24 protein-coding genes are annotated in these 25,878 nt (G+C 64.2%); 10 read left to right on the forward strand and 14 right to left on the reverse strand.

Features of this window, described 5'->3' with window-relative positions:
- Positions 1 to 136: 136 nt before the first annotated feature.
- The 5 genes from LPA34_RS01375 (at position 137) to LPA34_RS01395 (ending at position 5,712) form a co-directional block, all read left to right on the forward strand.
- Entirely contained in the window at positions 137 to 1,129 is a 993-nt protein-coding gene (locus LPA34_RS01375) for a sugar-binding protein (protein WP_228974109.1), read from the forward strand.
- Between the two features lie 211 nt (positions 1,130 to 1,340).
- Positions 1,341 to 2,264: a class I SAM-dependent methyltransferase gene (locus tag LPA34_RS01380; RefSeq protein WP_228974111.1), complete on the forward strand. Its 924-nt coding sequence runs from the start codon at positions 1,341 to 1,343 to the stop codon at positions 2,262 to 2,264.
- 365 nt (positions 2,265 to 2,629) lie between these two features.
- Positions 2,630 to 2,872, forward strand: coding sequence for a DUF3311 domain-containing protein (locus LPA34_RS01385; protein WP_228974113.1), 243 nt, complete (start codon positions 2,630 to 2,632; stop codon positions 2,870 to 2,872).
- Positions 2,869 to 4,419 carry a monocarboxylate uptake permease MctP gene (gene mctP / locus LPA34_RS01390; protein WP_228974115.1) on the forward strand — a complete coding sequence of 517 codons (1,551 nt, stop codon included), beginning with the start codon at positions 2,869 to 2,871 and terminating at the stop codon, positions 4,417 to 4,419. The genes LPA34_RS01385 and mctP overlap by 4 nt, the downstream gene beginning before the upstream one ends.
- A 159-nt stretch (positions 4,420 to 4,578) precedes the next feature.
- Complete coding sequence (locus LPA34_RS01395) at positions 4,579 to 5,712, forward strand: FUSC family protein (RefSeq protein WP_228974117.1); 1,134 nt, start codon at positions 4,579 to 4,581, stop codon at positions 5,710 to 5,712.
- A gap of 49 nt (positions 5,713 to 5,761) precedes the next feature.
- On the opposite strand, the gene LPA34_RS01400 is transcribed toward LPA34_RS01395, so the two are convergent.
- The 6 genes from LPA34_RS01400 to LPA34_RS01425 form a co-directional block, all read right to left on the reverse strand.
- Positions 5,762 to 6,184, reverse strand: coding sequence for a VOC family protein (locus tag LPA34_RS01400; protein ID WP_228974119.1), 423 nt, complete (start codon positions 6,182 to 6,184; stop codon positions 5,762 to 5,764).
- A gap of 276 nt (positions 6,185 to 6,460) precedes the next feature.
- The gene (tal, locus tag LPA34_RS01405; protein WP_228974120.1) at positions 6,461 to 7,414 is read right to left on the reverse strand and encodes a transaldolase; all 954 of its coding nucleotides are present in this window, start codon (positions 7,412 to 7,414) and stop codon (positions 6,461 to 6,463) included.
- A 216-nt stretch (positions 7,415 to 7,630) separates the two neighbouring features.
- Complete coding sequence (locus LPA34_RS01410; RefSeq protein ID WP_228974122.1) at positions 7,631 to 8,851, reverse strand: benzoate/H(+) symporter BenE family transporter; 1,221 nt, start codon at positions 8,849 to 8,851, stop codon at positions 7,631 to 7,633.
- A 37-nt stretch (positions 8,852 to 8,888) separates the two neighbouring features.
- Positions 8,889 to 10,064, reverse strand: coding sequence for a vWA domain-containing protein (locus LPA34_RS01415; protein ID WP_228974123.1), 1,176 nt, complete (start codon positions 10,062 to 10,064; stop codon positions 8,889 to 8,891).
- 67 nt (positions 10,065 to 10,131) lie between these two features.
- Positions 10,132 to 10,719 carry a GNAT family N-acetyltransferase gene (locus tag LPA34_RS01420; protein ID WP_228974125.1) on the reverse strand — a complete coding sequence of 196 codons (588 nt, stop codon included), beginning with the start codon at positions 10,717 to 10,719 and terminating at the stop codon, positions 10,132 to 10,134.
- Positions 10,720 to 10,834: 115 nt separating this feature from the next.
- A complete protein-coding gene (locus tag LPA34_RS01425; RefSeq protein WP_228974127.1) occupies positions 10,835 to 11,677 on the reverse strand; it encodes an AAA family ATPase in 843 nt (280 codons plus the stop codon).
- A 366-nt stretch (positions 11,678 to 12,043) separates the two neighbouring features.
- On the opposite strand from LPA34_RS01425, the gene LPA34_RS01430 reads away from it, so the two are divergent.
- A complete protein-coding gene (locus LPA34_RS01430; RefSeq protein ID WP_228974129.1) occupies positions 12,044 to 12,412 on the forward strand; it encodes a c-type cytochrome in 369 nt (122 codons plus the stop codon).
- A 49-nt stretch (positions 12,413 to 12,461) separates the two neighbouring features.
- Positions 12,462 to 12,845 carry a c-type cytochrome gene (locus LPA34_RS01435; protein WP_228974130.1) on the forward strand — a complete coding sequence of 128 codons (384 nt, stop codon included), beginning with the start codon at positions 12,462 to 12,464 and terminating at the stop codon, positions 12,843 to 12,845.
- Positions 12,846 to 12,987: 142 nt separating this feature from the next.
- On the opposite strand, the gene LPA34_RS01440 is transcribed toward LPA34_RS01435, so the two are convergent.
- From LPA34_RS01440 to rsxB, 3 genes are all read right to left on the reverse strand, one after another.
- Positions 12,988 to 13,422 carry a DUF1841 family protein gene (locus LPA34_RS01440; protein WP_090531507.1) on the reverse strand — a complete coding sequence of 145 codons (435 nt, stop codon included), beginning with the start codon at positions 13,420 to 13,422 and terminating at the stop codon, positions 12,988 to 12,990.
- A gap of 168 nt (positions 13,423 to 13,590) precedes the next feature.
- Entirely contained in the window at positions 13,591 to 14,235 is a 645-nt protein-coding gene (nth, locus tag LPA34_RS01445) for an endonuclease III (protein WP_228974132.1), read from the reverse strand.
- 8 nt (positions 14,236 to 14,243) lie between these two features.
- Complete coding sequence (gene rsxB / locus LPA34_RS01450; RefSeq protein WP_228974134.1) at positions 14,244 to 15,119, reverse strand: electron transport complex subunit RsxB; 876 nt, start codon at positions 15,117 to 15,119, stop codon at positions 14,244 to 14,246.
- Positions 15,120 to 15,426: 307 nt separating this feature from the next.
- Here rsxB and LPA34_RS01455 point away from each other — a divergent pair, with 307 nt between their 5' ends.
- A complete protein-coding gene (locus LPA34_RS01455; protein ID WP_228974136.1) occupies positions 15,427 to 16,059 on the forward strand; it encodes a TetR family transcriptional regulator in 633 nt (210 codons plus the stop codon).
- A 115-nt stretch (positions 16,060 to 16,174) separates the two neighbouring features.
- Here the strand turns inward: LPA34_RS01455 and LPA34_RS01460 are convergent, their stop codons facing one another.
- On the reverse strand, positions 16,175 to 17,464 hold the full coding sequence (locus tag LPA34_RS01460) for a polyhydroxyalkanoate depolymerase (protein ID WP_228974138.1): 1,290 nt from the start codon (positions 17,462 to 17,464) through the stop codon (positions 16,175 to 16,177).
- A 197-nt stretch (positions 17,465 to 17,661) separates the two neighbouring features.
- Positions 17,662 to 19,560 (reverse strand): glycoside hydrolase family 15 protein, encoded by a 1,899-nt coding sequence (locus tag LPA34_RS01465; protein WP_228974140.1) that lies wholly within the window; start codon positions 19,558 to 19,560, stop codon positions 17,662 to 17,664.
- 291 nt (positions 19,561 to 19,851) lie between these two features.
- Here LPA34_RS01465 and LPA34_RS01470 point away from each other — a divergent pair, with 291 nt between their 5' ends.
- Positions 19,852 to 20,097, forward strand: coding sequence for a hypothetical protein (locus LPA34_RS01470; RefSeq protein WP_090531497.1), 246 nt, complete (start codon positions 19,852 to 19,854; stop codon positions 20,095 to 20,097).
- A 144-nt stretch (positions 20,098 to 20,241) separates the two neighbouring features.
- Here LPA34_RS01470 and LPA34_RS01475 read toward each other — a convergent pair whose 3' ends face one another.
- Positions 20,242 to 20,394, reverse strand: a complete 153-nt coding sequence (locus LPA34_RS01475; RefSeq protein ID WP_081935917.1) for a DUF3096 domain-containing protein — start codon at positions 20,392 to 20,394, stop codon at positions 20,242 to 20,244.
- Between the two features lie 273 nt (positions 20,395 to 20,667).
- Here LPA34_RS01475 and LPA34_RS01480 point away from each other — a divergent pair, with 273 nt between their 5' ends.
- Positions 20,668 to 21,900 (forward strand): lactonase family protein, encoded by a 1,233-nt coding sequence (locus tag LPA34_RS01480; RefSeq protein WP_228974142.1) that lies wholly within the window; start codon positions 20,668 to 20,670, stop codon positions 21,898 to 21,900.
- 76 nt (positions 21,901 to 21,976) lie between these two features.
- Here the strand turns inward: LPA34_RS01480 and LPA34_RS01485 are convergent, their stop codons facing one another.
- Complete coding sequence (locus tag LPA34_RS01485) at positions 21,977 to 25,333, reverse strand: DNA translocase FtsK (protein ID WP_228974143.1); 3,357 nt, start codon at positions 25,331 to 25,333, stop codon at positions 21,977 to 21,979.
- Positions 25,334 to 25,513: 180 nt separating this feature from the next.
- The coding region (locus tag LPA34_RS01490; RefSeq protein ID WP_228974145.1) for an META domain-containing protein at positions 25,514 to 25,878 on the reverse strand (365 nt) is incomplete at its 5' end.

Below are 25,878 nucleotides of genomic sequence, written 5' to 3' on the forward strand. Positions count from 1 at the left end.
TGCGAAACGCGAGGGATCCGCGGCAAGATTAAAGCTCGAACACCGGCTTTCCCTGGAACTATCATGGATAGTGTGCGAGCCGACATGGGCGCCGTAGACCCGGCGCCTGCAGCTGTGCATGAGACCGGAGGAAACAATGAAAAAAGCTTTGATGTGTCTTGCTGCTATCGGAGGGCTCGCGATGCTGGCTTCTCCCGCCTTCGCAGCCGATAAGACCCTGGCGCTGGTGGTGAAGGGTCTCGACAACCCCTACTTCGACCTGATGCACCAGGGATGCGAGCGGGCGAACAAGGAACTTCATAAGGAAGGCTACACCTGCTACTACACGGGTCCCGCAACGGCTGCGGACGAAAGCGCCGAAGTGCAGATCATTGACGACCTCCTGACCAAGGGTGTGGCGGGCATGGCGATCTCGCCCGCGAACGCCCCGGCCGTGGCCGAAGAGTTGCGGCGCCGTAATGTGAAGATCCCGGTCATCACCGCGGATGCCGATTTGTTGCCGAAGGACGCGTCGCTGCGCAAGAGCTACGTCGGCACCGACAATTACGAACTGGGCGTCAAGCTCGGCGAGCAGTTGAAGTTGCTGATGCCGAAGGGTGGCAATATCTGCCTCGTCATGGGTAATCCCGCGGCCGAGAATATCAACCAGCGCGCCCAGGGCACGCGCGACGCACTTTCCGGCAAGAAGGGAGTCACGAAGCTCGCCGGTGAAAACGGCTGGCATGAGATCAGCGCCTGCCCGCTCTACGTGAACGACGACGCCGCGAGAGCGAACCAGATGATGCAGGACACGCTGACCGCCAACGCCACCGGTCTCGATGCCTTCGTGCTCGAGGGCGGCTGGCCGCTCTTCGCCCCGCAGGCCTATTCGCAGGTCGTCGCGCCGATCATGGACAAGATCCAGAGCGGCAAGTTCGTCATCGTCTCGGCCGATACGCTTGGACCGGAACTGCAAGCCCTCAAGGATCACAAGGTCAATGTTCTCGTTGGCCAGCGGCCGGAGGAAATGGGCTATCAGGCCGCGATGGTCATGCGTAATCTCGCGGAAGGAAAGACGGTGAAGCCGGTCATCCACACCGGCCTTGACACTTGCACCTGGAAGAACGCCGACACCTGCCTCAAGCATTGAAGGCCGGCAGGATCCATTGCAAGGATGGATGCGGGAGCCGGGCAGCCCTGACCCGGCCTCGTCACGCTGCCCGCTTTTGTCTGACAGGCGTACGCTCTACGTCCGTCACCACTGAAGCGGGCTACATCCCCTCGTATTGCCTGCGTCGAGCCCGGCGAATGCTATCCTCTCGTTCGACCAAAAAATTGCGTCCCTGGCGCGACATCCTTACATGACGAAACTGATCAGGCGCGCTTCAGCCGAAGCGCGTGCGTTCCGCAACAAACAGGCTGATTCCGTGGAATCGAAGCAGAAAATGTCGCGCGCGAAGCATCGTGCGTCCGGCAGGAACCGCGACGACGACCTCGACGACGCACCGCTCATCGAGACACCGCGTAAGCCGCGTTTCGCGCCGGTCACGTTCTCGGAAGAGGGTGGCGTGCGCTATCTGCATTTCGGCACCGAGTGGGTACAGGGCGCGATGCGCCTGAAAAAGCCGCATCACATCGAACTCGAATACGCACAGCAGATGATGGCCTGGCTGCTGTTCCTCGAAACCCCGAAGCGCGTCGTCCAGCTGGGCCTCGGTGCCGCGGCGCTGACGAAGTTCGCGCATCGTTTCCTGAAGCGCGCGAAAGTCGAGGCCGTCGAGCTGAACCCGGCCGTGGTGATCGCAGCCCGGACGATGTTCGAGTTGCCGCACGACGACGCCCGCCTGACCGTGCATGAAACCGATGCATGGGACTTCGTCAACGATCGCGCGAATCATGGCACGATCGGCGCGCTGCAGATCGACGTCTATGACGCGACAGCGCGCGGCCCGGTGCTCGACAGCGTCGCGTTCTACCGCGCGGTGCGGGCGTGCCTGACCGATGCGGGTGTCGTGACGATCAACCTGTTCGGCGATCATCCGAGCTTCGTGCGCAACATGAAGCGCCTGAACGAGGCGTTCGACGGCCGCGTTTTCGCGTTGCCGGAAGTGCACGACGGCAATCGCGTCGCGATTGCGTTCTCGGGTCCGGCCATCGACGTGCCGTTCGCCACGCTGCAAAAACGCGCCAGGCTGATCGAGGACACGCTCGCGCTGCCGGCGCGCAAATGGCTCAAAGGCTTGCAGGAGTCGACGGGACAGACGTCCGGTTCGTTCTCGATCTGACGGCTCCGCGCGCGCATGGGCGCGCGCTGCTGCCAGGGCGACATCGAAGGTCGCGAACGGCAGACCTGCCGTCGCGGCCTTCGTCATTTCCGGCGAACCACGCCGGCGGCAGCGCGCGGACGGGGTGTCGCCGGAACGCTGCTGCAGCGTCGAACTCGACGCTCTGCCGCACATTGCGCACCCGAACCTGAGCTTTTTTCACTTGACAAGCGTTCTCCGCTTGGGAAGAACCCCGCTTGACCGGACGTTCGCGGCTCCTATACTCTTTCGGAGCTTTCGGGGTGCCCGTCGGCTATCCGCCCACGGGGGCCGGTATCCGCCGACATGGGCGGACTATTCAATAAAAGTAAAGAAGAGGAGACGTCATGGCTCACGACGCCGACGCCAACAAGTCCAGCAAAGGCTGGTTGTGGCTGTTGCTACTCCCCTGGATCGCGATGATCTGGGTGCCGTCCTACAACAAGGTCGAACCGCAGCTGTTCGACTTCCCGTTCTTCTACTGGTACCAGTTACTGTGGGTGCTGATCAGCGCCGTCATCACCGCACTCGTGTACTTCAAGACCAAAAAGCGCCCGACCGCCAACGGTTCGCAAGGGGGCGCCAAATGAACGCTACCGCAACCTTTGTCTTCGTCCTGTTCTTTGTTGGCGTCACGATTCTCGGCTTCGTCGCGGCCCACTGGCGCCGCGGTGATCTCGCGCATCTGGAAGAGTGGGGCCTCGGCGGCCGTCGCTTCGGCACGATCGTCACGTGGTTCCTGCTGGGCGGCGACCTGTACACGGCGTACACGTTCGTGGCGGTGCCGGCGCTCGTGTTCGGCGCCGGCGCGACGGGCTTCTTCGCGCTGCCGTACACCATCCTGATCTATCCGTTCGCGTTCGTCGTGTTTCCGAAGTTGTGGAGCATCGCGAAGCGGCATGGCTACGTGACCTCCGCCGACTTCGTCAGCGCGCGGTACGGCAGCCGCATGCTCGCGCTGGCGGTTGCCGTGACCGGCATCGTGGCGACGATGCCGTACATCGCGCTGCAACTGGTCGGTATCGAAGTGGTGATCGGCGGGCTCGGTTTCGACACGACGGGCTTTATCGGCGATCTGCCGCTCATTATCGCGTTCGCGATCCTGGCGGCGTACACGTACACCTCGGGTCTGCGTGCGCCGGCGATGATCGCGGTCGTCAAGGACGTGCTGATCTACATCACGATCATCGCGGCGGTCATCGTGATTCCGCCGCAACTCGGTGGCTTCGGGCATATCTTTTCGGCCGTGCCGCCCGCCAAGCTGCTCCTGAAGGCGCCGGATGTGGGCAGTCTGAACGGCTATAGCGCGTATGCGACGCTAGCGGTCGGTTCGGCGCTTGCGCTCTTCCTGTACCCGCACTCGATCACGGCCGTGCTGTCGTCGAAATCGGGTAACACGATCCGCCGCAACATGGCGATGCTGCCGGCCTATTCACTGGTGCTGGGTCTCCTCGCGCTGCTCGGCTTCATGGCGCTCGCTGCCGGTGTGAAGGACATGCCGGAATTCGTGCCGTACTTCAAGGCGTTCGGTCCGAACTTCGCGGTGCCGGCGCTGTTCCTGCACTTCTTCCCGTCGTGGTTCGTCGGTGTCGCGTTCGCGGCGATCGGCATTGGCGCACTGGTGCCGGCGGCGATCATGTCGATCGCGGCCGCGAACCTGTACACGCGCAACATCCACAAGGAGTTCGTGAACCGCAACATGACGCACGAGCAGGAGACGAACGTCGCCAAGCTCGTGTCGCTGATCGTCAAGGTCGGCGCGGTGGCGTTCATTCTCGGCCTGCCGCTGACGTATGCGATCCAGTTGCAGCTGCTCGGCGGGATCTGGATCATCCAGACGCTGCCCGCGATCGTGCTTGGCCTGTACACGCGCATGCTCGACTACCGCGGCCTGCTGGCCGGCTGGGCAGTTGGCATCGTGACCGGCACGTGGATGGCGATTTCGCTGAAGCTGGCGGGCTCGATCTTCACGATTCACCTGTTCGGCATGGCGATTCCGGGCTATGCGGCAGTGTGGTCGCTGATCGTGAACCTGGTGGTGTCGGTGGTCGTGAGCCTCCTGGTGCGCGCGCTCGGCATGACAAAGTCGGAAGACCGCACGCGTCCGGAAGACTATCTGGACGTGGTCGAAAGCTGATCGAAAGATACCCGGCGGCGCACCGCGCGCCTCCGGAAGTCTGCTGTACTCAAAACGCCCGCGACGAAAGTTGCGGGCGTTTCTGCTTCTGGTGCGGGATACTGGGCATTCGTTGAACGTACCCTTCAACGCCTTCACCTGAAATCCGCCTCGATACGCATGCCCACTGCCGATTCCGACCGCCTTCAAACCCGTCGCGCGCACCCCGGTCGCGCCCGGCGCCTCTTGCGCACGATCGTTTCGCCGTACTACCGCTACCGGCACGCGAAGCTCTTTCACAGCCTGCGCGTCGGTCTGGCCATGCTGGTGTCGATTCTGGCGACGACCGGCGTCGACGTGCCGCACGGCATCTGGGCATCGGTGACGCTGCTGGTGGTGATCGGCGGCCTGCAGCACCACGGCAACATCCGCAAGAAGGCCGCCGATCGGGCGGCGGGCACGCTGCTCGGCGCGTCGATCGGGCTTGTGCTGATCCTGCAGCGTGACCTGATCGGTTCGCTGCCGCTCACGTATGTGCTGATGTCGGTGGTGGCGGCGATCTGCGCGTGGTTCGCGATCGGCAAGCCGGGCTACGTCGCGTTGCTGACGGCGATCACGATGTGTATCGTCGCGGGTCACGGCGAGAATCTGATGGACGTCGGCCTCTGGCGCACGCTGAACGTGCTGATCGGCATCGTGATCGCGCTGGCGTTTTCCTTCGCGCTGCCGCTGCACGCCACGTACTCGTGGCGCTACCTGCTGGCGGATAATCTGCGCGCCTGCGCGCGCCTCTATGCGCGTCTCGTGCGAGGCGATAGCCCCCCATCCCCGGACGACACCCTGAATACGTTTCTCGCGCTCAATGCGCGGCTCGTGCAGTTGCGCTCGCTGATTCCATCGGTGGCGAAGGAGATCGACGTGCCGCAGGCCCAGCTGGAGGAAATCCAGCGTCTGCACCGGGCGGTGCTAAGCGCGCTGGAACTGATGTCGACGGGCACCATCGCGCATCTCGACGCCGCCGGCCGTGCGGCCTTCGCGCGTGAATGCGGGATCGAGGTGGATGCCGTGCGAACCGCGCTGCTCGGCATGGCACGCGCATTGCGCTTCGCGGGCGCGACGCGTTTTCACGTTCCTCGCGCGTCGACGCTCGCCGCGCCGCCGGATCCGGCGCTGCTGGCCAGCCTGCCCGTGGACCTGCATGGTCCGTACTGGCTCGGGCTGCGGCTGGCGGAACAGGTCGACAGCCTGCGCGCGTTGTTGCTGGAAACCGAGGCGAACTGGAATATCGAGCAAAGCACGCGCTCCGCCGCCTGAACGGCGAGCACGCATGCGCGGCATGAGGCGCGTGCCGGAACCGAAGGACTTAGGCGCCTTCGTGGGGAACGGTCACCATCCACGGAATGCCGAATTTGTCGGCGACCATGCCGAAGCCGTTCGACCAGAACGTCGCCTGCCACGGCATCATCACGCTGCCGCCTTCAGCCAGCGCGTTGAAGTATTTTTCGGCCGACGGGACGTCGTCGGCGGTGAGCGAGAGGCTGAACCCGGCGGGTCGCGGCGATGCGCTGTTGCAGTCGCCGTCGGATGCCATCAGTTCGGTCGCGCCGATCCGGAACGTCGTGTGCATGATCTTTTCTTCATTGCCCGGCGGCATGGTCTGGCCGGTGGACGGCGGCGCGTCCTTGAAGCGCATCTGGAACAGCACTTCGGCGCCGAGTTTCTCGCCGTAAAACTTCATCGCCTCTTCACAGCGACCGTTGAAGAACACATAAGGCTGAACTTGCATCGTCGTCTCCTTGAGAGTGTCGCGGGGTGTCCGCGCAAGCAGTGCCTCCGGCCGTCCCGTTGTGCGGGAGCGCGCCAGAAAGCGACCGTGCAGAAGATTGTAGACGCCGCCTCGCGTGCGTTTGTGACAGTGTGTGAGGAGAGGTGAAAGCGGGGCAGCGCCCGAAGCGCTGGCAAGGCCGTGCGCGTGACCGCAAGCGGGTCACGCGCAGGTGAAACGGTTCGCGTCAGGCGAGTGCGCGTTGTCCGGTATTCCCGGCGCGGCCCGACCTCGACCCTAGCGCAGACTTTCGATGAGCTTTTCGAGTTTGACCGCGTCGGCGGCGAACGTGCGGATGCCTTCCGAGAGCTTTTCCGTGGCCATCGCTTCTTCGTTCAGCAGGAAGCGGAACGACGGCTCGTCGACCGGCACGCGCGCGATGTTCTCGTTCTTGCCGGTTTCCGCCGACAGCTTGCGCTCGACCTTGTCATTGCTGTCGTGCAGTTTTTGCAGCAGGTCCGGGCTGATGGTCAGCAGATCGCAGCCGGCCAGTTCGGTGATCTGCGAGGTCGTGCGAAAGCTCGCGCCCATCACTTCGGTCGGGTAGCCGAACTTCTTGTAGTACGCATAAATGCGGCGCACCGACTGCACGCCCGGGTCGTTCGCGCCGCCGTCACGCGCTTCGTCCCAGTTGCTGCCGGCGTTCTTCTTGTACCAGTCGTAGATCCGGCCGACGAACGGCGAGATCAGCTGCGCGCCCGCTTCAGCACACGCGACGGCCTGGGCGAGCGAGAACAGCAGCGTCATGTTGCATTTGATGCCGTCCTTCTGCAGCACTTCGGCGGCGCGGATGCCTTCCCATGTCGACGCGAGCTTGATCAGCACGCGTTCGCGTCCGATGCCGGCAGCCTTGTAGAAACCGATGAGTTCGTGGGCCTTGTCGATCGACGCCTTCGTATCGAACGACAGGCGTGCGTCGACCTCGGTCGAGACGCGGCCCGGAATGATCTTGAGAATCTCGGTGCCGAAGGCGATCAGCAACTGGTCGATGATGGCGCTGACCGGTTTCGATGCGTGATCGCGGACGGTCTTTTCGAGCAGCGGACGGTAATCGTCCTTCTGCACCGCCTTCAGGATCAGCGACGGGTTGGTCGTCGCGTCCTGCGGCTTGTACTGCGCGAGTTGCTGGAAGTCGCCCGTATCTGCGACGACGGTGGTGTACTGCTTGAGTTGATCGAGTGCGGTTGTCATGTCGAGCCTTCTGGGCGCGCACGCGCCGTGGTCCAGGGGAAGATGGGACTGCCACCATGCCGCTGCGGCAGCGGCAGCGGTCATCATGCGGCATTCATGCGATGGAACTGTGAAGCTTACCGCGAAGCGCCGCTCAATAACGCTATTTTATGGCGGATCGGGTGATAGCGTTTTTACAGGGCACGTATTCCACAATCCGGTGCCAGTGCGCTGGCGTCATGCCCGGCGCGCGTTCAGCACGAGCTGTGTCAGCACGCCGGCAACCAGGCCCCAGAAAGCGGAGCCGATCGACAGCAGCGTCAGGCCCGAGGCCGTCACCATGAAGGTGACGAGCGCCGCTTCGCGCTGCTTCGCGTCCTGCATCGCGTTGGTGAGACCGCTCATGATCGAGCCGAACAGCGCGAGCGCGGCCACCGATACGATCAGCGCATTCGGCAGTGCAGCAAAAAGTGCCGCGATCGTCGCGCCGAAAATGCCGGCGATCAGGTAGAAGGTGCCGCACCAGACAGCCGCCGTGTAGCGTTTCGCGTGGTTTTCGTGCGCTTCGGGGCCTGTGCAGATCGCGGCCGTGATCGCCGCGAGATTGATGCCGTGCGAGCCGAACGGCGCGAGGATCAGCGACGCGATGCCTGTCGTGGCGATGAGCGGCGAGGAGGGCGTCGTATAGCCGTCCGCACGCAGCACGGCGATGCCGGGTACGTTCTGCGACGCCATCGCGACCACGAAGAGCGGAATGCCGATACTGACGATCGCGGAAACCGAAAACACCGGCATCGTGAGCACCGGGTGCGCAAGCGCGATATGAAACTGGCTGAAGTTGAGAAGGCCCAGCGTGCCCGCGAAGGCGGTGCCCACAATCAACGTCGTCACGATCGCGTAGCGGGGCGCCACGCGCTTGACGACGAGGTACGTGAAGAACATCACGAGCACGAGCGCGGTCTGGACCTGCGCCGCGCGGAAGATCGCGATACCGATCTCGAAGAGAATACCCGCCAGCAGCGCCGACGCGATGCCTGCCGGAATCTTCTTCATCAGCGTATCGAACCAGCCCGTCAGGCCGACCACCGTCAGCAGCAACGCGCAGACGATGAACGCGCCGATCGCCTCCGGATAGGCGACATTCGGCAGCGACGTCACCAGCAGCGCGGCCCCGGGTGTCGACCACGCGATGACGACCGGCGCGCGGAACTTCAGCGACAGCCCGATCGTGCTGAGCCCCATGCCGATCGACAGCGCCCAGATCCACGATGAAATCTGCGCGTCGGTGAGATGCGCGGCCTGGCCTGCCTGGAACATCAGGACGAGCGAACTCGTATAGCCCGTCATCATCGCGACGAAGCCCGCGACGACCGCCGATAACGACGTGTCGGCAAACGGTCGCAGCTTCGCGGGACGTGCGGCGGAAGGGGAGAGTTCAGGCGTGGAAGACTGCGTCATGCGGATTCTTTCTTTCGTGAGAAGGATGACTGAGGCGTTATTTGCTGAGCACGCGCATCGCGGTTTCGAGTCCGGCGAGCGTCAGCGGATACATGCGCTGGCCGAGCACTTCGCGGATGATCGAGACCGACTGGCGGTATTCCCACAGACCTTCCGGTTCGGGGTTGAGCCACGCGTGATGCGGGAACTGGTCGGCCAGACGCCTGAGCCAGACGGCGCCCGGCTCGGTGTTGTTGTACTCGACCGAACCGCCCGCCTGCACGACTTCGTACGGGCTCATCGTCGCGTCGCCGACGAAGATCAGCTTGTAGTCGGGCGTGAACTTGTGCAGCACGTCGTACGTGGGCGTGCGTTCCGCGTGACGGCGGCGGTTGTTCTTCCACAGGTAGTCGTAGACGCAGTTGTGGAAGTAGTAGAACTCGAGGTGCTTGAATTCGGCTTTGGTCGCCGAAAACAGCTCTTCGGTGCGCTTGATGTGGTCGTCCATCGAGCCGCCGACGTCGAGCAGCATCAGCACTTTCACGTTGTTGTGACGCTCGGGCACCATCTTCAGATCGAGCCAGCCGGCATTCGCCGCGGTGCTGCGGATCGTGTCGGGCAGATCGAGTTCCTCGGCGGCGCCTTCACGCGCGAAACGGCGCAGGCGGCGCAACGCGATCTTGATGTTGCGCGTGCCGATTTCGACCTGATCGTCGTAATCCCTGTAGGCGCGCGCTTCCCACACTTTCACGGCGCTGCGATTGCCGGATGCCTCGCCGCCGATGCGAATGCCCTCCGGGTTATAGCCGCCGTGTCCGAACGGCGACGTGCCGCCCGTGCCGATCCATCTGTTGCCGCCTTCATGACGCTCTTTCTGCTCTTCGAAGAGCTCTTTCAGGCGTTCCATCAGCTTGTCGAGACCGCCCATCGCCTCGATCTGCGCTTTTTCCTCGGGCGTGAAGTCGCGTTCGAGTTTCTTCTTCAGCCAGTCGAGCGGGATGTCGAACGCGAGCTCCGTCTTGCCCGCGACGCCGCGAAAATACGCGCCGAACGCCTGGTCGAAGCGGTCGAAATACTGCTCGTCTTTCACAAGCGTGAGACGCGCGAGATAGTAGAAATCGTCGAGCGACGGCGCGATGACGTTCGCCTTGAGCGCTTCGAGGAGCGTCAGGTATTCCTTCACCGAAACCGGCAGCTTCGCGGTGCGCAACGAATAGAAGAAGTCGATCAGCATGCTGTTTCCTCTGCGTGTCCGGGCCCGTGCGTTGCCATGTTTCCGTGCGCTGGTTGTGAGCGGCGCGTCAGCGCGCGAGCTTGTACTTCAGATTGGCGCGCACGGCGGGCCATTCCGGTTCGATCACCGAGAACACGACGGTGTCGCGCAGCACGCCGTCCTTGCCTACCTGATGGTGGCGCAGGATGCCGTCCTGCTTCGCGCCGAGCCGGGCGATCGCGGTACGCGACTGATGGTTCATGAAATGCGTGCGGAACTCGACCGCGATCGCATGCAGCGATTCGAACGCATGCGTGAGCAGCAGGAGCTTTGCCTCGGTGTTGAGCGGCGTGCGCTGCACGCGTTTCGCGTACCACGTGTGGCCGATTTCGAGCCGGCGATTGACGGAATCGACATTGAAAAAACGCGTCGAACCGACGACGTCGCCCGTCGCATCGCGCACCACGAACGGATGCGCGCCGAGATTGTCGCGCATGGCAAGCGCGGCTTCGATCCACGCGCGCCCGGTACCGGGCGCGGGCACCGAGGTGTACCAGAGCTTCCACAGTTCGCCGTCGGCGGCTGCGGCTGCGATGGCCTGTTCGTGATCGAGCGTCAACGGCTCAAGCGTGACGTGCTGTCCCTTCAGCGTAACGGGCTCTATCCAGCGGCTCATGTGACGGCTCTCCAGACGTGTTCGATTGATCTCTGCATCCCGGCACCGGCTGGGCAGGTGGGCCGCGACATACTGTCGCAGTCCGTGCCTTCGCGTCCTCGCACCGGGCGCCGGCCTAGCGGTTATTGCGGTTCATGAAAATGAGGCGCTCGAAGAGGCCCACGTCCTGCTCGTTCTTCAGCAGCGCGCCGTGCAGCGGCGGGATGATCTGCTTCTGGTCGGGCGAGCGCAGCGCTTCGGGCGGGATGTCTTCGGCGAGCAGCAGCTTCAGCCAGTCGAGCAGTTCGGACGTCGACGGCTTTTTCTTCAGGCCCGATACGTTGCGCAGCTCGAAAAAACTCTGCAATGCGGCGGCCAGCAGCGCCTTCTTGATGCCCGGATAGTGGACCTCGACGATCTGCTGCATCGTCTGCGCATCGGGGAAGCGGATGTAGTGGAAGAAGCAGCGGCGCAAAAACGCGTCGGGCAGTTCCTTCTCGTTGTTCGACGTGATGATGACAAGCGGACGCTGTTTCGCCTTCACGAGTTCGCGCGTCTCGTATACGTAGAACTCCATGCGGTCGAGTTCGCGCAGCAGGTCGTTCGGGAATTCGATGTCGGCCTTGTCGATCTCGTCGATCAGCAGCACGACCTGTTCGTCCGATTCGAACGCCTGCCACAGCACGCCCTTGACGATGTAGTTGCGGATGTCCTTCACGCGCTCGTCGCCGAGCTGCGAGTCGCGCAGGCGCGAAACCGCGTCGTATTCGTAGAGGCCCTGCTGCGCCTTCGTGGTCGACTTGATGTGCCACTGGAGGAGCGGCATGCCGAGGGCGGCCGCGACTTCCTCGGCGAGCATGGTCTTGCCCGTGCCCGGCTCGCCCTTGATCAGGAGCGGGCGTTTGAGCGTCATCGCGGCATTGACCGCGAGCTTGAGATCGTCGGTGGCGACGTACTGCGATGAGCCTTCGAAGCGCATGGCGAACTGCTCTCCTGGAAAAAGACCAGTATAAGTCAGAAGCCCTGTCGCGCCGAAGCGCGCTCGGGTAGGGTGTGAACCCGGCGCGGCATGCGTTTGCCCGCGCCGGTGAAGTGTCGGTGAAGTGCCTGGACGCTGTCCATGACGTGCCTTCGATGGGCTCTCGATGTGCCTGCGATGGAGGCGGGCGGCATGCCGGGCCGGTGCGGTAATGGAGGCTTCGCGCCTGCCATATGGACGCCCGGCGTAGCGTCGCGGTACAATTAGCCCGATTTTTTTGGCCTGCGTGGCACCTCTACAAGAATAACGGCGCAGGCCGTTGCCTTTTCCGGGCGCCCGTTTTCCCCTCATGCCAGGTTAGAACCTATGAACAGAATCGTCGGCAAACACCTCGTGATCGCAGCGCTGTCAGCGCTCGCAGGCTTTGCGGCCAGCGCGCAGGCCGCGGACGTCGTTGGCAACGCGAAGGCGGGCCAGGGCAAGGTCGCGATGTGTATCGGCTGCCACGGCATCCCCGAATATCGCACGGCGTACCCGGAGGTCTACCGGGTGCCGATGCTGGGCGGCCAGAACCAGGCCTACCTCGAAAGCGCGCTGCGCGCCTACCGGAAGGGCGACCGCCATTTCGGAACGATGCATGCCATTACATCGTCGCTGTCGGATCAGGACATCGCCGACGTCGCGGCGTACTACGCGGCGCAGACATCCTCTTCGAAGAACAATCCCGACAAGTGACCGGTACAGGTCACCCACGGTTCACCACATTCGCGGGATAGGAGAATTCATGAAGAAGCCCCATCAGGCACTCCACACGGCATTGAAGACTGTGTGCGCGACAGTTGCATTCACCGGCCTCGTCGCAGCAAACGCGGCACATGCCGCGGACGCCTCCAACGGCAAGGTGCTCGCCGACGCGCATAACTGCGCGGCCTGCCACGGTGTGAATCTGAACAAGCCGGTGAGCCCGGAGTATCCGAAGCTCGCGGGTCAGCACGCCGACTACATCTACTGGGCGCTGCGCCAGTATCAGATGGGCACCGACAACCCGCACCTCGGTCGCAACAACGCGATCATGAAGGCGCAGGTGCAAAGTCTGTCGCAAAGCGACATGAAAGACCTCGCCGCCTACATCCAGTCGCTCGACGGCGATCTCGTGCAGAAGAAGTAAGCACGGCGTTTTTCAGCAAGTCGAAACGGAACACCCTGCCTTTGGCGGGGTGTTTTGCTTTGGGGCTTCGGTATTGCTTCCAGCGGACTTCGCGCGGACTTCAGGTTTCCTGCGCGCGGGCGGCGTGACGGCGTGAAGCCGGTCAGTCGCGTGATGCGCGGCGTTCGATGCGGGCGAGGTACGCGTCGGTGTCCGGCGGCGTGCCGGTGCGCTGCGCTTCCCAGATCGTTTCGCCGAGGCAATCCATGATTGCGTGCTGTGCGTCGTGCGTCGAGCCGAGTCGCGATGCGAGCCGCTCGTGCGCCGCACGGATGCCCGGCGGCTGGTCGATCGACAGCTGTTCGGTGATCGCCAGATGCATCGACAGATGCAGGAACGGGTTCGTCTGGCCGCGCTCCGGTGAGTAATCCTGCGACGGCGCGGCTTCGGCGTTCGTGAGGTCGGCGTGATACTCGGGGTGCTCGACGATCCAGTCGGCGGCAATCGCCTCGAGCGGCGTCAGGATTTCGCCCGCGCGCTGCTTGCGCCAGGTGTCGGTGAAAAAGAGGCGAACTTCGTCGCGGCTGGGATTGAACATCGTGAGCTGTATCGGATGGGGACGGCGTGCTTGTCGCAACGGCAAGCCGCTATTTTACGTCGTTGGGCAAACGCTCGCTGACCTGACGGCGCGGGTTCTGGCGACAGGTGCGTGCCGCGCCGCACCGCGCCGGCACCGGTAGCGCCGCCCGACGCCTGGCGTTGCCGCTCAAAGCTCCGGCGGTGGCGTCTTCGGCCGGTATTCGCACAACGGCTCGATGGCGCAATGCCAGCATTCCGGCCGGCGCGCCTTGCATACATATCGGCCGTGCAGGATCAGCCAGTGGTGCGCGTCGTGCTGGAACGCGGCGGGCGTGAACTTCTCCAGCGCGATTTCGACGGCGCGCACGTCCTTGCCCGGTGCGAGTCCGGTTCGATTGGCAACCCGAAAGATGTGCGTGTCGACGGCGATCACCGGATGGCCGAACGCGGTATTCAGGATCACGTTCGCGGTCTTGCGGCCGACCCCCGGCAGACTCTCCAGCGCCTCGCGGTCGTCGGGTACTTCGCCGCCGAACCTGTCGAGCAGGATGCGGCAGGTCGCGATGACGTTCTTCGCCTTCGTGCGGTAAAGACCGATCGTCCTGATGTAGCCGGCGACACCTTCCTCGCCGAGCGCGAAGATCGTTTGCGGCGTGTTCGCGACCGGGAACATCTTGCGCATCGCCTTGTTGACCGACACGTCGGTGGCCTGCGCGGACAACATGACGGCGATCAGCAGCTCGAACGGCGTCGTGTATTCGAGTTCGGTGGCTGGATGCGGGTTGAGTTCCTGGAGTGTTTCGAAGATCGCGCGGCGTTTGTTCGCGTTCATGCTGGATGTCAGGATTCCTGTGATGGGTTGCCGGGAGCGTCTTCCGCCGACGCCGGGCCGATGTCGCTGCCATCCTGCGCGATGCCGAGCCGGCGACGGCGCGTTTCGGCCGCGTCGATCTGCGCCTGGACCTCGGCGCTGACCTGCTGCGTGTTCTGCGGACCTTTGCCCTGCGCCACGAGTTCTTCCTTCTTCTTGCGGGCACGCTCGAGCGCGGCCTGGATGATCGCGCGTTTCTTTGCTTCAGGATCGTCGGCGAGGCCTGGAGAAGGCGTGGAAGGCGCGGCCGCAATCACAGCCGCCCCGGACGCAGCCGCGGCAGCGGGGGCGGCGCCTGATGCCCGGCGCGCCGCGGCGCGCGCTTCGGCGGCTTCGCGTTCGTGCGCGAGCCGCGCATTGCGCGCCTCGTAGCGTTCGCGGGCAGCGTCGGCGAGCGGTTGCGACCACGCATCCCACCCGGTGCGCTCGCCGGTGACCGGCACCATCGCGATACAGTCGACGGGGCAGGGCGGAACGCAAAGATCGCATCCGGTGCAGAGCGCGGCGATCATCGTGTGCATCTGTTTAGGCGCCCCGACGATCGCATCGACTGGACACGCCTGCATGCACAGCGTGCAGCCGATGCAGAGCGTTTCGTCGATGACGGCCACCGGACGTGGCCGCTCGACGCCGTTCTCCGGGTTCAGCGGAATCAGCGGCCGGCCGAGCAGGCGGGCAAGGCGCGCGATGCCTTCGGCGCCGCCAGGCGGGCACTGGTTGTGGCTGGCCTCGCCGCTGGCGATGGCCTCGGCGTAGGGGCGGCAACCGGTGTAGCCGCACTTTGTGCATTGCGTCTGGGGCAGCAGATCCTCGATGCGATCGGCTAGTGTTATGGAATCGGTCACGGTCACGACATCAGGGCTTGCCGACGGCCGGTGCGGGACCTGAAACGGCCCGGCCGGGGCGCGCGGCGAGGGTGTGCGGCAAGGCTGGAGCGCTTGCGCGACGGGGCTTGCGCCAAATAAGGAATTATCGCCGATTTCCCTGATTGTGCTTCGCAAACCATGTGCCATAATCAAAGCGCTTTCTCGAAAGACCGCAACAGGGTGTCCCCCAACCATGGCGCGCCCGCTCAGTGCCGCAGGTACCTGGCCGAGGAGAGAGGCCGGCGGCACGATCCGGATAACGCGGCTCACGAAGCACGATGCCACCATGAATCAGCCGAAAATCAAAAGAGATCCTGAAGGCACCCGTCGCCGCATCCTGCTCGCGGCGGCAGAGGAATTTGCAAATGGTGGGCTGTTCGGCGCGCGCGTCGACCAGATCGCCCGCCGAGCGGAAACCAATGAACGCATGCTCTATTACTACTTCGGTAGCAAGGAGCAACTGTTCACCGCGGTCCTGGAGCACGCGTTCAGCGCGCTCACCGAAGCCGAACGCACGCTCGACCTCGCCGGTTTCGCGCCCGTCGAGGCCATCACGCGGCTCGCGCATTTCGTCTGGGACTACTACCGCGATCACCCCGAACTGCTTCGTCTCGTGAACAACGAGAACCTGCATGAGGCACGCTACATGCAGAAGTCGACGCGCATCCGCGAAATGATCTCGCCGATCGTCACGACACTGGGCAACATCCTGGAGCGCGGCCAGCGCGCCGGGTTGTTCCGCACGAACGTGGATCCGCTGCGCTTCTACGTGACGTTGTCGGGGATGGGGTATTACATCGTGTCGAACCGCTTCACGCTTGAAGCGACGCTCGGCCGCGATTTCAGCTCGGCCAGCGAGCGTAGCGAAATCATGCAGATGAACACCGAGTTGCTGCTGGCTTACCTGATGCGGCGCTAAGCAGCGTGGCTGAAACAACGCCAGGCGGCCTGCCGGTGTGTCATAGGCTTTGATTTGACTGAATGCTTCGCGCGCCACGCCGTTCATCGACGCGGCGCGCTGCATATTCGCAGCATCAAGCCTGCTGTGCTTCGACCTTTTCCTTCTTTTCTGCCTTGAGCGGCTTGTTGTGCTCGAGGATAAAGTCGCGCAGTTGCGGATAGATGATCGTGCGCCAGCGACGGCCCGAGAAAATCCCGTAGTGGCCGCACTTCTCGGCTGTGAAGTGTCGCTTGTTCTTCTCCGGAATGCCGCTGCACAGATCCTGCGCGGCGCGTGTCTGGCCGCTGCCCGAGATGTCGTCGAGTTCGCCTTCGATCGTGAAGAGGGCCGTGCGCCGGATATCCTGCGGACGCACCAGCTCACCGGCCACTTCCCATGTCCCATCTGCCAGACGGAATTCCTGGAAGACGATCTGGATCGTCTCCAGGTAATACTCGGCAGCCATGTCGAGCACGGCGTTGTACTCGTCGTAGAAGCGGCGATGCTGCTCGGCATCTTCCTCGTCGCCACGCATCAGGCTCTGGTAGTAGTCCCAGTGCGACGCGGCGTGCCGTTCCGGATTCATCGCGACGAAGCCGGTGTGCTGCAGGAAGCCCGGATAGACCTTGCGGCCGATGCCCGGATAGTTCGGCGGCACCGTGTAGATCACGTTGTTGTCGAACCATTCGTACGAGTGCTGCGTGGCGAGCGAATTCACCGCGGTCGGGCTCTTGCGGGCATCGATCGGGCCACCCATCATCGTCATCGTGCGCGGGGTGTCCTCGCCGCGGCTCGCCATCAGCGAGATCGCCGCGAGCACCGGCACGGTCGGCTGGCATACCGAGATCACGTGCAGGTCCTTCGCGCCGATGTGGCGGATGAACTCCTGAATGTATTCGACGTAGTCGTCGAGATGGAACGCGCCGTCTTCGAGCGGCACCATGCGTGCATCGATCCAGTCGGTGATGTACACCTTGTGGTCCTGCAGCAGCGTGCGCACGGTGTCGCGCAACAGCGTGGAGTGATGGCCCGACAGCGGCGCGCACACCAGCACGACCGGCTCGTCCTTCAGCTGCGTGACGGCGCCGCTGTCATCGGCGTAACGCTTGAAGCGCAGCAGACGGCAAAACGGCTTTTCGATGACGGTTTGCTCGACGATCGGAATCTTGTGGCCGTCTTTAACGATCTGGTGCAGGTTGAACTCGGGTTTCTCGTAATCCTTGCCGAGCCGGTACAGGAGTTCGTAGCCGGCGGACAGACGGGTTGCGCCCGGCACATAGGCAAACGGGCTGGCCGGGTTCGCGAAGGATTTCGACGCGGCCTGGGCCCAGGCGGTGAGCGGGCTCAGGAGTGCCCGCTGGAATTCGTGCATTTGATAGAGCATGGGTGCTCCAGCGTTAGTGTTGTTCGCGTGGGGCGGCGCAATAACGCGCGATGCGTTGTGGCGGGGCCGTTATGGGTTTCTGGTTCATCAATGGACCATTTGTTTATCGGCCGATACTGAAATTTCATGATATCGGACAAACACCGATTGTGCAATGCAGCAACTGTGCCGCGTTGTACGTAGGGAAGGTAAATAAATCAAGGATTTGGCGTCGCGCCGGGCAGTGCTTGTTCGACTGCGGCCTGCGCGCTGTCGGCCTGCCCGTTCGGGGCGGCGCCTTCGTGCGCGGGCTGGCCGGTTGCTTTCGCCATTTCCTGTTCGTGTTTCATCAGATTCAGGCCTGTATGAACCAGCGCCACATGGGAGAAGCCCTGGGGAAAATTACCAACAAGTCGCTTCGCGGCCGGGTCGTATTCCTCGGAAAGCAGCCCGACATCGTTCGCGAGCGACAGCAGGCGCTCGTACATCGTCGTCGCTTCCTCCACGCGGCCCTGCAATGCCAGGTTGTCCACCAGCCAGAAGCTGCACGCGAGAAACGTGCCTTCGCCGGGTGGCAGCCCGTCGTCGAACCCGGTCGTGCGGTAGCGCATCACGAAACCGTCATGCAGCAGAAACTTTTCGACGCCCGCGACCGTGCCCGCTATGCGCGGGTCCGACGGCGGCAGGAAGCCGAGTAGCGGCAGCAGCAGGACGCTTGCGTCGAGTTCGTCGCCGCCATAGACCTGGGTGAACGCGTTCAACGATGCGTTATAGCCCTTTTCGCAGACATCTGTGTGAATCTGCGCGCGCACGGCATGCCAGTGATCGAGCGGCGCCGGCAGATCGAACGATTCGGCCGATTTGATCGCGCGGTCGAACGCGACCCACGCCATGACCTTCGAGAACGTGAAATGCTGGCGGCCGCCGCGGGTTTCCCAGATGCCTTCGTCGGGCTGGTTCCAGATCGTTTCGAGGTGCTCGAGCATCGCGCACTGGATGTTCCATGCGGTCTCGTCTGCCTGCAGGCCACCGACGCGCGCCAGATGCAGCGCATTCATCACTTCGCCGTAGACGTCGAGTTGCAGCTGGTCGACCGCGTTGTTACCGACCCGCACGGGTTTGGCGCCCTGATAGCCCGGCAGCCAGTCGAGTTCGAACTCCGGCAGCCGCCGTTCGCCGGCGATGCCGTACATGATCTGCAGCTGCTGCGGCGAGCCCGCCATCACGCGGCCGAGCCACTGGCGCCACAGGCGCGCTTCGTCGTAGTAACCGCCGCGCATCATCGCGAGCAGCGTGATCGTCGCGTCGCGCAACCAGCAGTAGCGGTAATCCCAGTTGCGCGTGCCGCCGATCTGTTCGGGCAGAGAGGTGGTCGGCGCGGCGACGATGCCGCCTGTCGGTTCGTAGGCGAGCGCTTTCAGCGTGATCAGCGAGCGGCGGATCGGCTCGGCCCAGCGGCCGGTGACGGTGCCGCGCGCCGACCATTCGAGCCAGTGATTCTCGGTGCGGGCGAGCGCCGTGTGCGGGTCACGCGCCGGAGGCATGCGCAGATGCGACGGCGTGTAGGTCAGCGTGAACGGCACGCGTTCGCCGGCCGTTACCGTGAATTCGGCGACGGTGCGCAGATTCTCGCCGCGCAGGTCGACTGGTGTGCGCAGCACGACGGTGTCGGGGCCGACGATGGCCTTGATGCCGCTGTCGCGGGCGAGGCGGCTGACCCATGGCACCGAGTAGCCGTAGTCGAAGCGCAGCACCAGTTCCATCTGCATGCGCACGGTGCCGCGTTTGCCGACGACGATCCGCACAAGCTCCGACGTGCCGTTACCGGGCGGCATGAAATCGACGACGGTGACCGCGCCCTCGGGGGTTTCGAAGTCGGTTTCGAGAATCAGCGTTTCGCCGCGATAACGCCGCGATGAAACCGGCGCGGGCGCGCCTTCGTCGACGACGGGCGTGATCAGCCAGCGGCCGTTGTCCCCGGTGCCGAGCAGGGCCGCGAAGCATGCGCCGGAATCGAAGCGCGGCCAGCAGAGCCAGTCGACGGAACCGTTGCGGGCGATCAGTGCGGCCGTGTGGCCATCGCCGACGAGTGCGTAATCTTCAATGAGTGAGGGCATGGAGAGGGATCTCAGGAGCGCGTCGAGGGCGCATGAAGAGGTTCAGGGTTCGGGCGCGGCGTTGTACGTGGACCCATGTGAAAGCGCCGGATTCAGCACGAAATATTGGCAACCGTGACTGGCGTTCTGAAATATGTGTGCTTACAATCCTCACGTCTACCCAGTAATTGGGAATCTGGATCCGGGCACGGGCCGACGCGCCTGCTGTCATATTCGTCTGTTGCACTGTTCTGCCGTTTCGTATCGCTTTATACCCTTTCCACCCAAAGCTGTTTTTCGAGGATTGAAGCCATGCTGAACCTGTCGAAATCGGATTGCATCACCATACTTTCCGCCGCCAGCAGCCTCGCCGACGACGCGATGCTCCCGCTCGATCCCGACCGGCTCGGTCTTTCCCGCAACGGAATGGAAACGGCAGCGGCATTTCTCGTCGAACGCGCATGCTTCACGCGCTATCAGGAAAGCGACGGTCATTATGCCGTTGGTGGCCTGTCGCTGCAGGGCAAGCTGCGGCTCGACCAGCTCTCGAACGGCTGAGCGTCCGCCGGACAGCCTCAACCCGACAACATGCGACGGGCGGCGATCGACGCCGCCCGTGTCCACGATGATCCTGCAGAATGCTTCGGCCGCGCGTGAGATGAACGCGTGCGGCCCGCGCACGCCTGGCGCGGCGTGTGCGGATCAGAAATGCGTGCTGCCCATGCCGAAGATACCGATGATCCCGATGATGATCAGATACAGCGCGACGATGTAGTTGAGCAGGCGCGGCATGACAAGAATCAGGATGCCGGCGATCAGGGAAACGAGCGGACCGAGACTGAGTGTGACGTTCATGAAGACTCCACGGGTTGGAACTGTTTTTATTGAAAGTAGACCTGCCGGACATACGCATGATGCATGAAGCAGTGACGCCTCGTTGCGCGTCCGGTGCCGGTGAAACCTGCCAGGAGCCGGCCTCGCACGGCGACCGGGGCCACGCTGTCAGCCTTTCTGGCTGTGCGCTCCGGCGCAACGCTCCTATACTTGCCGAAGCACAGAACAATCACACAGGACGCGTGGCAGACCAGTGACACCAGTCAAACCGGAGTGATGTCAAAGGAGCCCGTCATGCATTTCCGTCACCGTGCTGCAGCATTCGCCGTGCCACTGTCTGCCCGCTCGATAATAAAAGGTTTCGTACTCATGGTCTCTATCGTTGCAACCCAGGCGTTTGCCCAGGGCGCCGCGGCCGTTCCTGCCGATGGCGTGTACGACCTGCTGGTCGGCACCTATACGGCCGGTAAAAGTGAAGGCATCTATGTGTACCGCTTCGATACGAAGACCGGCGACATGACACCCGTTTCGTCGGCGAAGACGGTGAACCCGTCGTACCTCGTGGTGAGCGGCGACCGGCGTCACGTGTATGCGGTCAACGAGCTGCCTGGCGACAACGGACCGGCGAACCAGCGCGGCGGCATCAGCGCGTTCGGCTTCGATCCGCAAAGCGGGCAACTGACGTTTCTGAACCAGGTTTCATCGGAAGGCAACGACCCGTGCTATCTGGGCATCTCGCCGGACGGCAAGTATCTGACGGCCGCCAACTATTCGATCGCAGCCGATCCCGGCGGCAGCCTCTCGGTGTTTCCGCTTCGGCCGGACGGCCAGGTTGGCGCGGCGGTGCTCACCGTCCATCATGCGGGCGGCGGTCCGGTGAAGGGGCGGCAGGACAATGCACACGTGCATTCCACGGTCTTTTCGCCGGATGGCCATTATCTCTTCGCGCAGGATCTCGGCGCGGACAAGGTTTATTCGTACCGCTATACGCCCGATGGCAGTCGCGGTCTGCTCGGCCCCACGGAAACGCGCTACATGACGCTGAAGCCCGGCTCCGGCCCGCGTCATCTGGTGTTCGGCCCGGACGGCAGGTATGCGTACCTGACAAGCGAGATGGCCGCGACCGTCGACACATTGCGCTACCACGATGGCAAGCTCACGCTGCTGCAGTCCGTCCCGCTCACGAAGCCCGGTTTCAAGGGCGCGGTGGGCGCCGCGGCGATCCATCTGTCGCCGGATGGCCGCTTTGTCTACGTGAGCAATCGCGGTGACGCGAACGAGATCGTGATCTTCGCGGTCGATCCGGCCAACGGGCATCTGAAGCTCGTCGGGCATCAGTCGAGCCTTGGTGCTTCGCCACGTGAATTCGCGATCGATCCGACCGGCAAATGGCTGATCGTCGGCAACCAGAGCAGCGATACGGTCTATGTGTTCCGCCGCGACGCGCAGACGGGATTGCTCGACGCGAACCCGAAGCGCTTCGATATCCCGGCGCCCGTGGATTTCAAGCTCGTCGCGCCGAACTAGAGCGGAAAGAGCGGGGGGCGTCTTCATGCGCCCCGTTCTTGCGGTGATGTCGCGCTGTAACGCAGTCGCTTCGTGGTTACTCGGCGGGGCCTGGCGCAAGCACTTCGCGACTGCCGTTGATGCCCATCGCCGAAACCAGCCCCGCGGCTTCCATCTGCTCGACGAGCCGCGCCGCGCGGTTATAGCCGATGCGCAATTGCCGCTGCACCGACGAGATCGACGCGCGCCGTGTGCGCACGACGAACGCCACGGCCTCGTCGTAAAGCGGATCGGCTTCGGCGTCCGGCGTTTCGCCGAACAGATCCTGCGTCGCGCCTTCGGTTGCCGGGCCGTCGAGAATGCCTTCCTCGTATTGCGGCTCGCCGAACTGCTTCAGATGCTCGACGATGCGGTGCACTTCTTCATCTTCGACGTAGGCGCCGTGCACGCGCTGCGGGTAACCCGTGCCGGGCGGCAGGAACAGCATGTCGCCCTGGCCGAGCAGCGACTCCGCGCCCATCTGGTCGAGAATCGTGCGCGAGTCGATCTTCGACGACACCTGAAATGCGACGCGCGTCGGAATGTTCGCCTTGATGAGACCCGTGATGACGTCCACCGAAGGGCGCTGCGTCGCGAGAATCAGGTGAATGCCGGCGGCGCGGGCCTTCTGCGCGAGGCGCGCGATCAACTCTTCGATCTTCTTGCCGGCGACCATCATCAGGTCGGCGAGCTCGTCGATGACGACCACGATCATCGGCAGCGGCGCGAGCGGCTCCGGTGCTTCTGGTGTCAGCGAAAACGGATTGCCGAGCTTCTTGCCGTGCGCTTCGGCGTCGCGGATCTTCTGGTTGAAGCCCGCCAGATTGCGCACGCCGACGGCCGACATCAGCCGGTAGCGTTTCTCCATCTCGCCGACGCACCAGTTGAGCGCGTTCGCGGCGAGCTTCATGTCGGTGACGACGGGCGCGAGCAGATGCGGGATGCCTTCGTAGACGGAGAGCTCCAGCATCTTCGGATCGATCATGATGAGGCGCACTTCCTCGGGCGTCGCCTTGTAGAGCAGCGAGACGATCATCGCGTTGATCGCCACCGACTTGCCGGAGCCGGTCGTGCCCGCGACCAGCATGTGCGGCGCCTTCGCCAGATCGGCGACGACCGGATGGCCGGTGATGTCCTTGCCCATCGCGAGCGTCAGGTTCGAGCGCGAGTTCTGGTAGACGTCCGCTTCGAGAATTTCCGACAGACGGATCATCTGGCGCTTCGCGTTCGGCAGCTCAAGCCCCATGCAGGTCTTGCCGGGAATCGTTTCGACGACGCGGATCGACGTCAGACCCAGGCCGCGCGACAGATCCTTCATCAGCCCGACGATCTGGCTGCCGCGCACGCCGAGCGCGGGTTCGACTTCGAAGCGCGTGATCACGGGACCGGCCGACGCGCCGACCACCGTCACCGGCACCTTGAATTCCTGCAGACGCTGCTCGATCAGCTGGCCGGTTTCCGCGAGCTGTTCGTCCGCGATCGGTTCGACGTCGGACGAGGTGCGTTCGAGCAGATCGAGCGAAGGCAACTCGACCTTCGATGCCGCCGGCGCGTGGAATTCGAAACCGGTCGGTGCGTGGCCGCGTGGCGGCGCCGGCGTGATGACAGGCGACGCGGACGGGGTTTCGGGGACGTCGAGGATTGCTTCTTCGCCTTCGGGCTCGTTCAGGGGTTCGACGGGTGCGGTGGCGAGGTCCGGCGTCGTCGCGGCGAGCGGTGCGCCAGGAAAGCGAACGATGTTCGACGGAGCGGATCGCGCTGGAATTGCGTCTTCGCTCGCGCTCACGATGTGTAGCGACGGTGCGACGGGATGTGACGTGGCGTCGCCATGTGCCGGCGTCGACGCGTGATGGTGCGATGCCGTCGACGAGCCGGTTCGCATTGCGGCGACGTCGTCGATGTCTTCCTCCGTGGAGTCCCACGGGGCGATGACCGACGCAACTGCGACTGGTGCGACTGGTGCGACGGTCGCGGTGACGGGCGGAACGGACCCGGCGTCGTTTTGTTGCGCACTGTGATGTTCCGCGGGCGCGTCGGGCGACGTCGCGGGTGCGAGCGGGATTTCCGCAGCGGTGGAAATCGCGCTTGCAGGGTCGGCCGACGGTTCGTGTACTGGCGCCGTGTACGTCGGTTCGTCGCCCGCACGATCGGGAGCGTTCGATCCTGGCGCCGCATTCGCACCGGCGCTACCGGCTTCGGTCGCGTTGATGCGCGCGAGGCCCGCGCCCGCAAGCGTCGTCCAGCGGGCCGCGTTTTCCTCGATGCCGCGCAGCGTTTCCTGCACGCTCGCCGGTGGCCTCACGCGTGGAGCACTGATCGGCGAACGTGCCCAGGCTGGCTCCGGCGCAGGTTGTCCCAGGCGGGACGGTGCTGGCGTCGATGCACTGCCGGACGGTGCATTCGCGCGAACCATCGTATCGGAGCGAACTTTCGATGCGGCGCCTTGAACGGAACCGGAGGAGATACCTGACGTGCTGCGCGCAGCGCTGAATGACGTCGACGCATCCGGAACCGCCACGCCCGCAGCGGCAACACCGTGCAAACCCGCCGCCGAACCCGCGCCTGCAGCATGCAAACCCGCGCGCAACGCATCGCCGCCCACGCGAGCCGCCGTCGAACCGGATCGAGCCGTGGAAGCATTCGAAGTCGACGTCGCCGCCGGACTGCGAAGCCAGTCAGCGGGAGCGACCGGCTCCGACGGTGTCCACGACGTGGCGCGCGCACTTTGCCGCGGCGGCGTCATCGAGGCTGGGCGAGTTGCGCCGCCGGTCGGCTGCGGCGCATCCGCGCGCGCTCCTGAAAACCGGCCGGCCCCGGCTTGCGAACCTGCAGCCCGCGCATCGCCCGTCGATGCCACCATGCCCGCGCCCGCCGCGGCGCCACGTCCGACCGCCGGCGGTCGCCAGCCGACGGGCCGCGCGTAACGGCCTTCGGATTTCGGCGACATCGTGCGTGTGGGCGTCGTGTGCGCGGATGGCGTGTCGCCAGTGCCGGCGCCCGCGCGGCGCGAACGTGGACGCGCTTCAGTGTCGCGCTTCGAAAACGCATGCGAGAGGCCGAGGCCGAACGCGCCGTCGGCCCACATCGCGGCCTGCGGCCAGCGAAAGCCGGTGAGCCACGGCACGCAGACGAGCAGCAGGGCCGCCATCACGAGCGGCGTCGCGACCGGTCCGAGCAGATGCGCGAATCCGGACGCGAGCGCGTGCCCGAAACCGTCGATGCCCTGGATATGAACGAGGGACGCCTCCAGCGTGCAGCTCGTCACCATCACGCAGACGAAGCCGAGCCACAGACGGATCGTGCCCGGACCGCGCAGCCCGACGCCGCCCGGCAGGACGGATTTCACGAGACGCCACAAAAGGGGAATAAACCAGACGGCCGATGCGCCGAACCAGCTGAAAACTACCGTGTGCATGCTAGACATCAACGAATGAAGGACGCTTGAAAACGCAATCCGTCGAGTTTAACCGGTGAAGCGGGACGCTTCGAAGGCAGGCGCCGGCGCGCGGGCGCGAAAAGAGCGGCACGCGGTGCGGCCGGCGCGGCTTCATGCCCGCCGCGCGGGGCGCCCGGAAAGCGTCCGTCGCGTGGCCGCTCATTGTCCGCGTCGCGCGAACGTGAGCGTGTCGCCGTTTTCGGCAATCAGCTGCAATTCCTGTGGTGCGCGCATCTGCACGCCCGTGCGGTCGATATGCGCCAGTGCGTCGAGATAGGCGCCTTCGATCTGACCGCCCGGCGTCGCGCACGCCATCCGCGTGCCGGCGAGCGGTCCGAACGACAGCTTGCCGTCCTTCAGCGCGTAGGTGCCCATATAGCGGTTGCAGCCGGAAAAGCCGCTCGCGCGCCGCTGGCCACTGGCGGTCGATAGCGTGAGCGTGACGGGTTCGCCGTTGTCGCCGTGCGGCCCCGTGGGCCCCGGGCCCGCCCCCCGCGTACCGCGGGGGAGCACCCCCCGGGGGG

Source organism: Paraburkholderia gardini, assembly GCF_907164575.1.
GTDB classification, from domain to species: domain Bacteria; phylum Pseudomonadota; class Gammaproteobacteria; order Burkholderiales; family Burkholderiaceae; genus Paraburkholderia; species Paraburkholderia gardini.

Excerpts from the sequence above, each read along its gene's own strand:
- LPA34_RS01435 (WP_228974130.1), top strand. The coding sequence starts at position 12,462 with ATGAAGAAGCCCCATCAGGCACTCCACACGGCATTGAAGACTGTGTGC.
- LPA34_RS01460 (WP_228974138.1), bottom strand. The coding sequence starts at position 17,464 with ATGCTCTATCAAATGCACGAATTCCAGCGGGCACTCCTGAGCCCGCTC.
- LPA34_RS01485 (WP_228974143.1), bottom strand. The coding sequence starts at position 25,333 with ATGCACACGGTAGTTTTCAGCTGGTTCGGCGCATCGGCCGTCTGGTTT.
- LPA34_RS01465 (WP_228974140.1), bottom strand. The coding sequence starts at position 19,560 with ATGCCCTCACTCATTGAAGATTACGCACTCGTCGGCGATGGCCACACG.
- mctP (WP_228974115.1), top strand. The coding sequence starts at position 2,869 with ATGAACGCTACCGCAACCTTTGTCTTCGTCCTGTTCTTTGTTGGCGTC.
- LPA34_RS01400 (WP_228974119.1), bottom strand. The coding sequence starts at position 6,184 with ATGCAAGTTCAGCCTTATGTGTTCTTCAACGGTCGCTGTGAAGAGGCG.
- LPA34_RS01480 (WP_228974142.1), top strand. The coding sequence starts at position 20,668 with ATGCATTTCCGTCACCGTGCTGCAGCATTCGCCGTGCCACTGTCTGCC.
- LPA34_RS01395 (WP_228974117.1), top strand. The coding sequence starts at position 4,579 with ATGCCCACTGCCGATTCCGACCGCCTTCAAACCCGTCGCGCGCACCCC.
- LPA34_RS01380 (WP_228974111.1), top strand. The coding sequence starts at position 1,341 with ATGACGAAACTGATCAGGCGCGCTTCAGCCGAAGCGCGTGCGTTCCGC.
- LPA34_RS01385 (WP_228974113.1), top strand. The coding sequence starts at position 2,630 with ATGGCTCACGACGCCGACGCCAACAAGTCCAGCAAAGGCTGGTTGTGG.
- LPA34_RS01455 (WP_228974136.1), top strand. The coding sequence starts at position 15,427 with ATGAATCAGCCGAAAATCAAAAGAGATCCTGAAGGCACCCGTCGCCGC.
- LPA34_RS01420 (WP_228974125.1), bottom strand. The coding sequence starts at position 10,719 with ATGAGCCGCTGGATAGAGCCCGTTACGCTGAAGGGACAGCACGTCACG.
- LPA34_RS01375 (WP_228974109.1), top strand. The coding sequence starts at position 137 with ATGAAAAAAGCTTTGATGTGTCTTGCTGCTATCGGAGGGCTCGCGATG.
- LPA34_RS01475 (WP_081935917.1), bottom strand. The coding sequence starts at position 20,394 with ATGAACGTCACACTCAGTCTCGGTCCGCTCGTTTCCCTGATCGCCGGC.
- LPA34_RS01410 (WP_228974122.1), bottom strand. The coding sequence starts at position 8,851 with ATGACGCAGTCTTCCACGCCTGAACTCTCCCCTTCCGCCGCACGTCCC.
- LPA34_RS01415 (WP_228974123.1), bottom strand. The coding sequence starts at position 10,064 with ATGCTGATCGACTTCTTCTATTCGTTGCGCACCGCGAAGCTGCCGGTT.
- nth (WP_228974132.1), bottom strand. The coding sequence starts at position 14,235 with ATGAACGCGAACAAACGCCGCGCGATCTTCGAAACACTCCAGGAACTC.
- LPA34_RS01440 (WP_090531507.1), bottom strand. The coding sequence starts at position 13,422 with ATGTTCAATCCCAGCCGCGACGAAGTTCGCCTCTTTTTCACCGACACC.
- tal (WP_228974120.1), bottom strand. The coding sequence starts at position 7,414 with ATGACAACCGCACTCGATCAACTCAAGCAGTACACCACCGTCGTCGCA.
- LPA34_RS01470 (WP_090531497.1), top strand. The coding sequence starts at position 19,852 with ATGCTGAACCTGTCGAAATCGGATTGCATCACCATACTTTCCGCCGCC.
- LPA34_RS01430 (WP_228974129.1), top strand. The coding sequence starts at position 12,044 with ATGAACAGAATCGTCGGCAAACACCTCGTGATCGCAGCGCTGTCAGCG.
- LPA34_RS01425 (WP_228974127.1), bottom strand. The coding sequence starts at position 11,677 with ATGCGCTTCGAAGGCTCATCGCAGTACGTCGCCACCGACGATCTCAAG.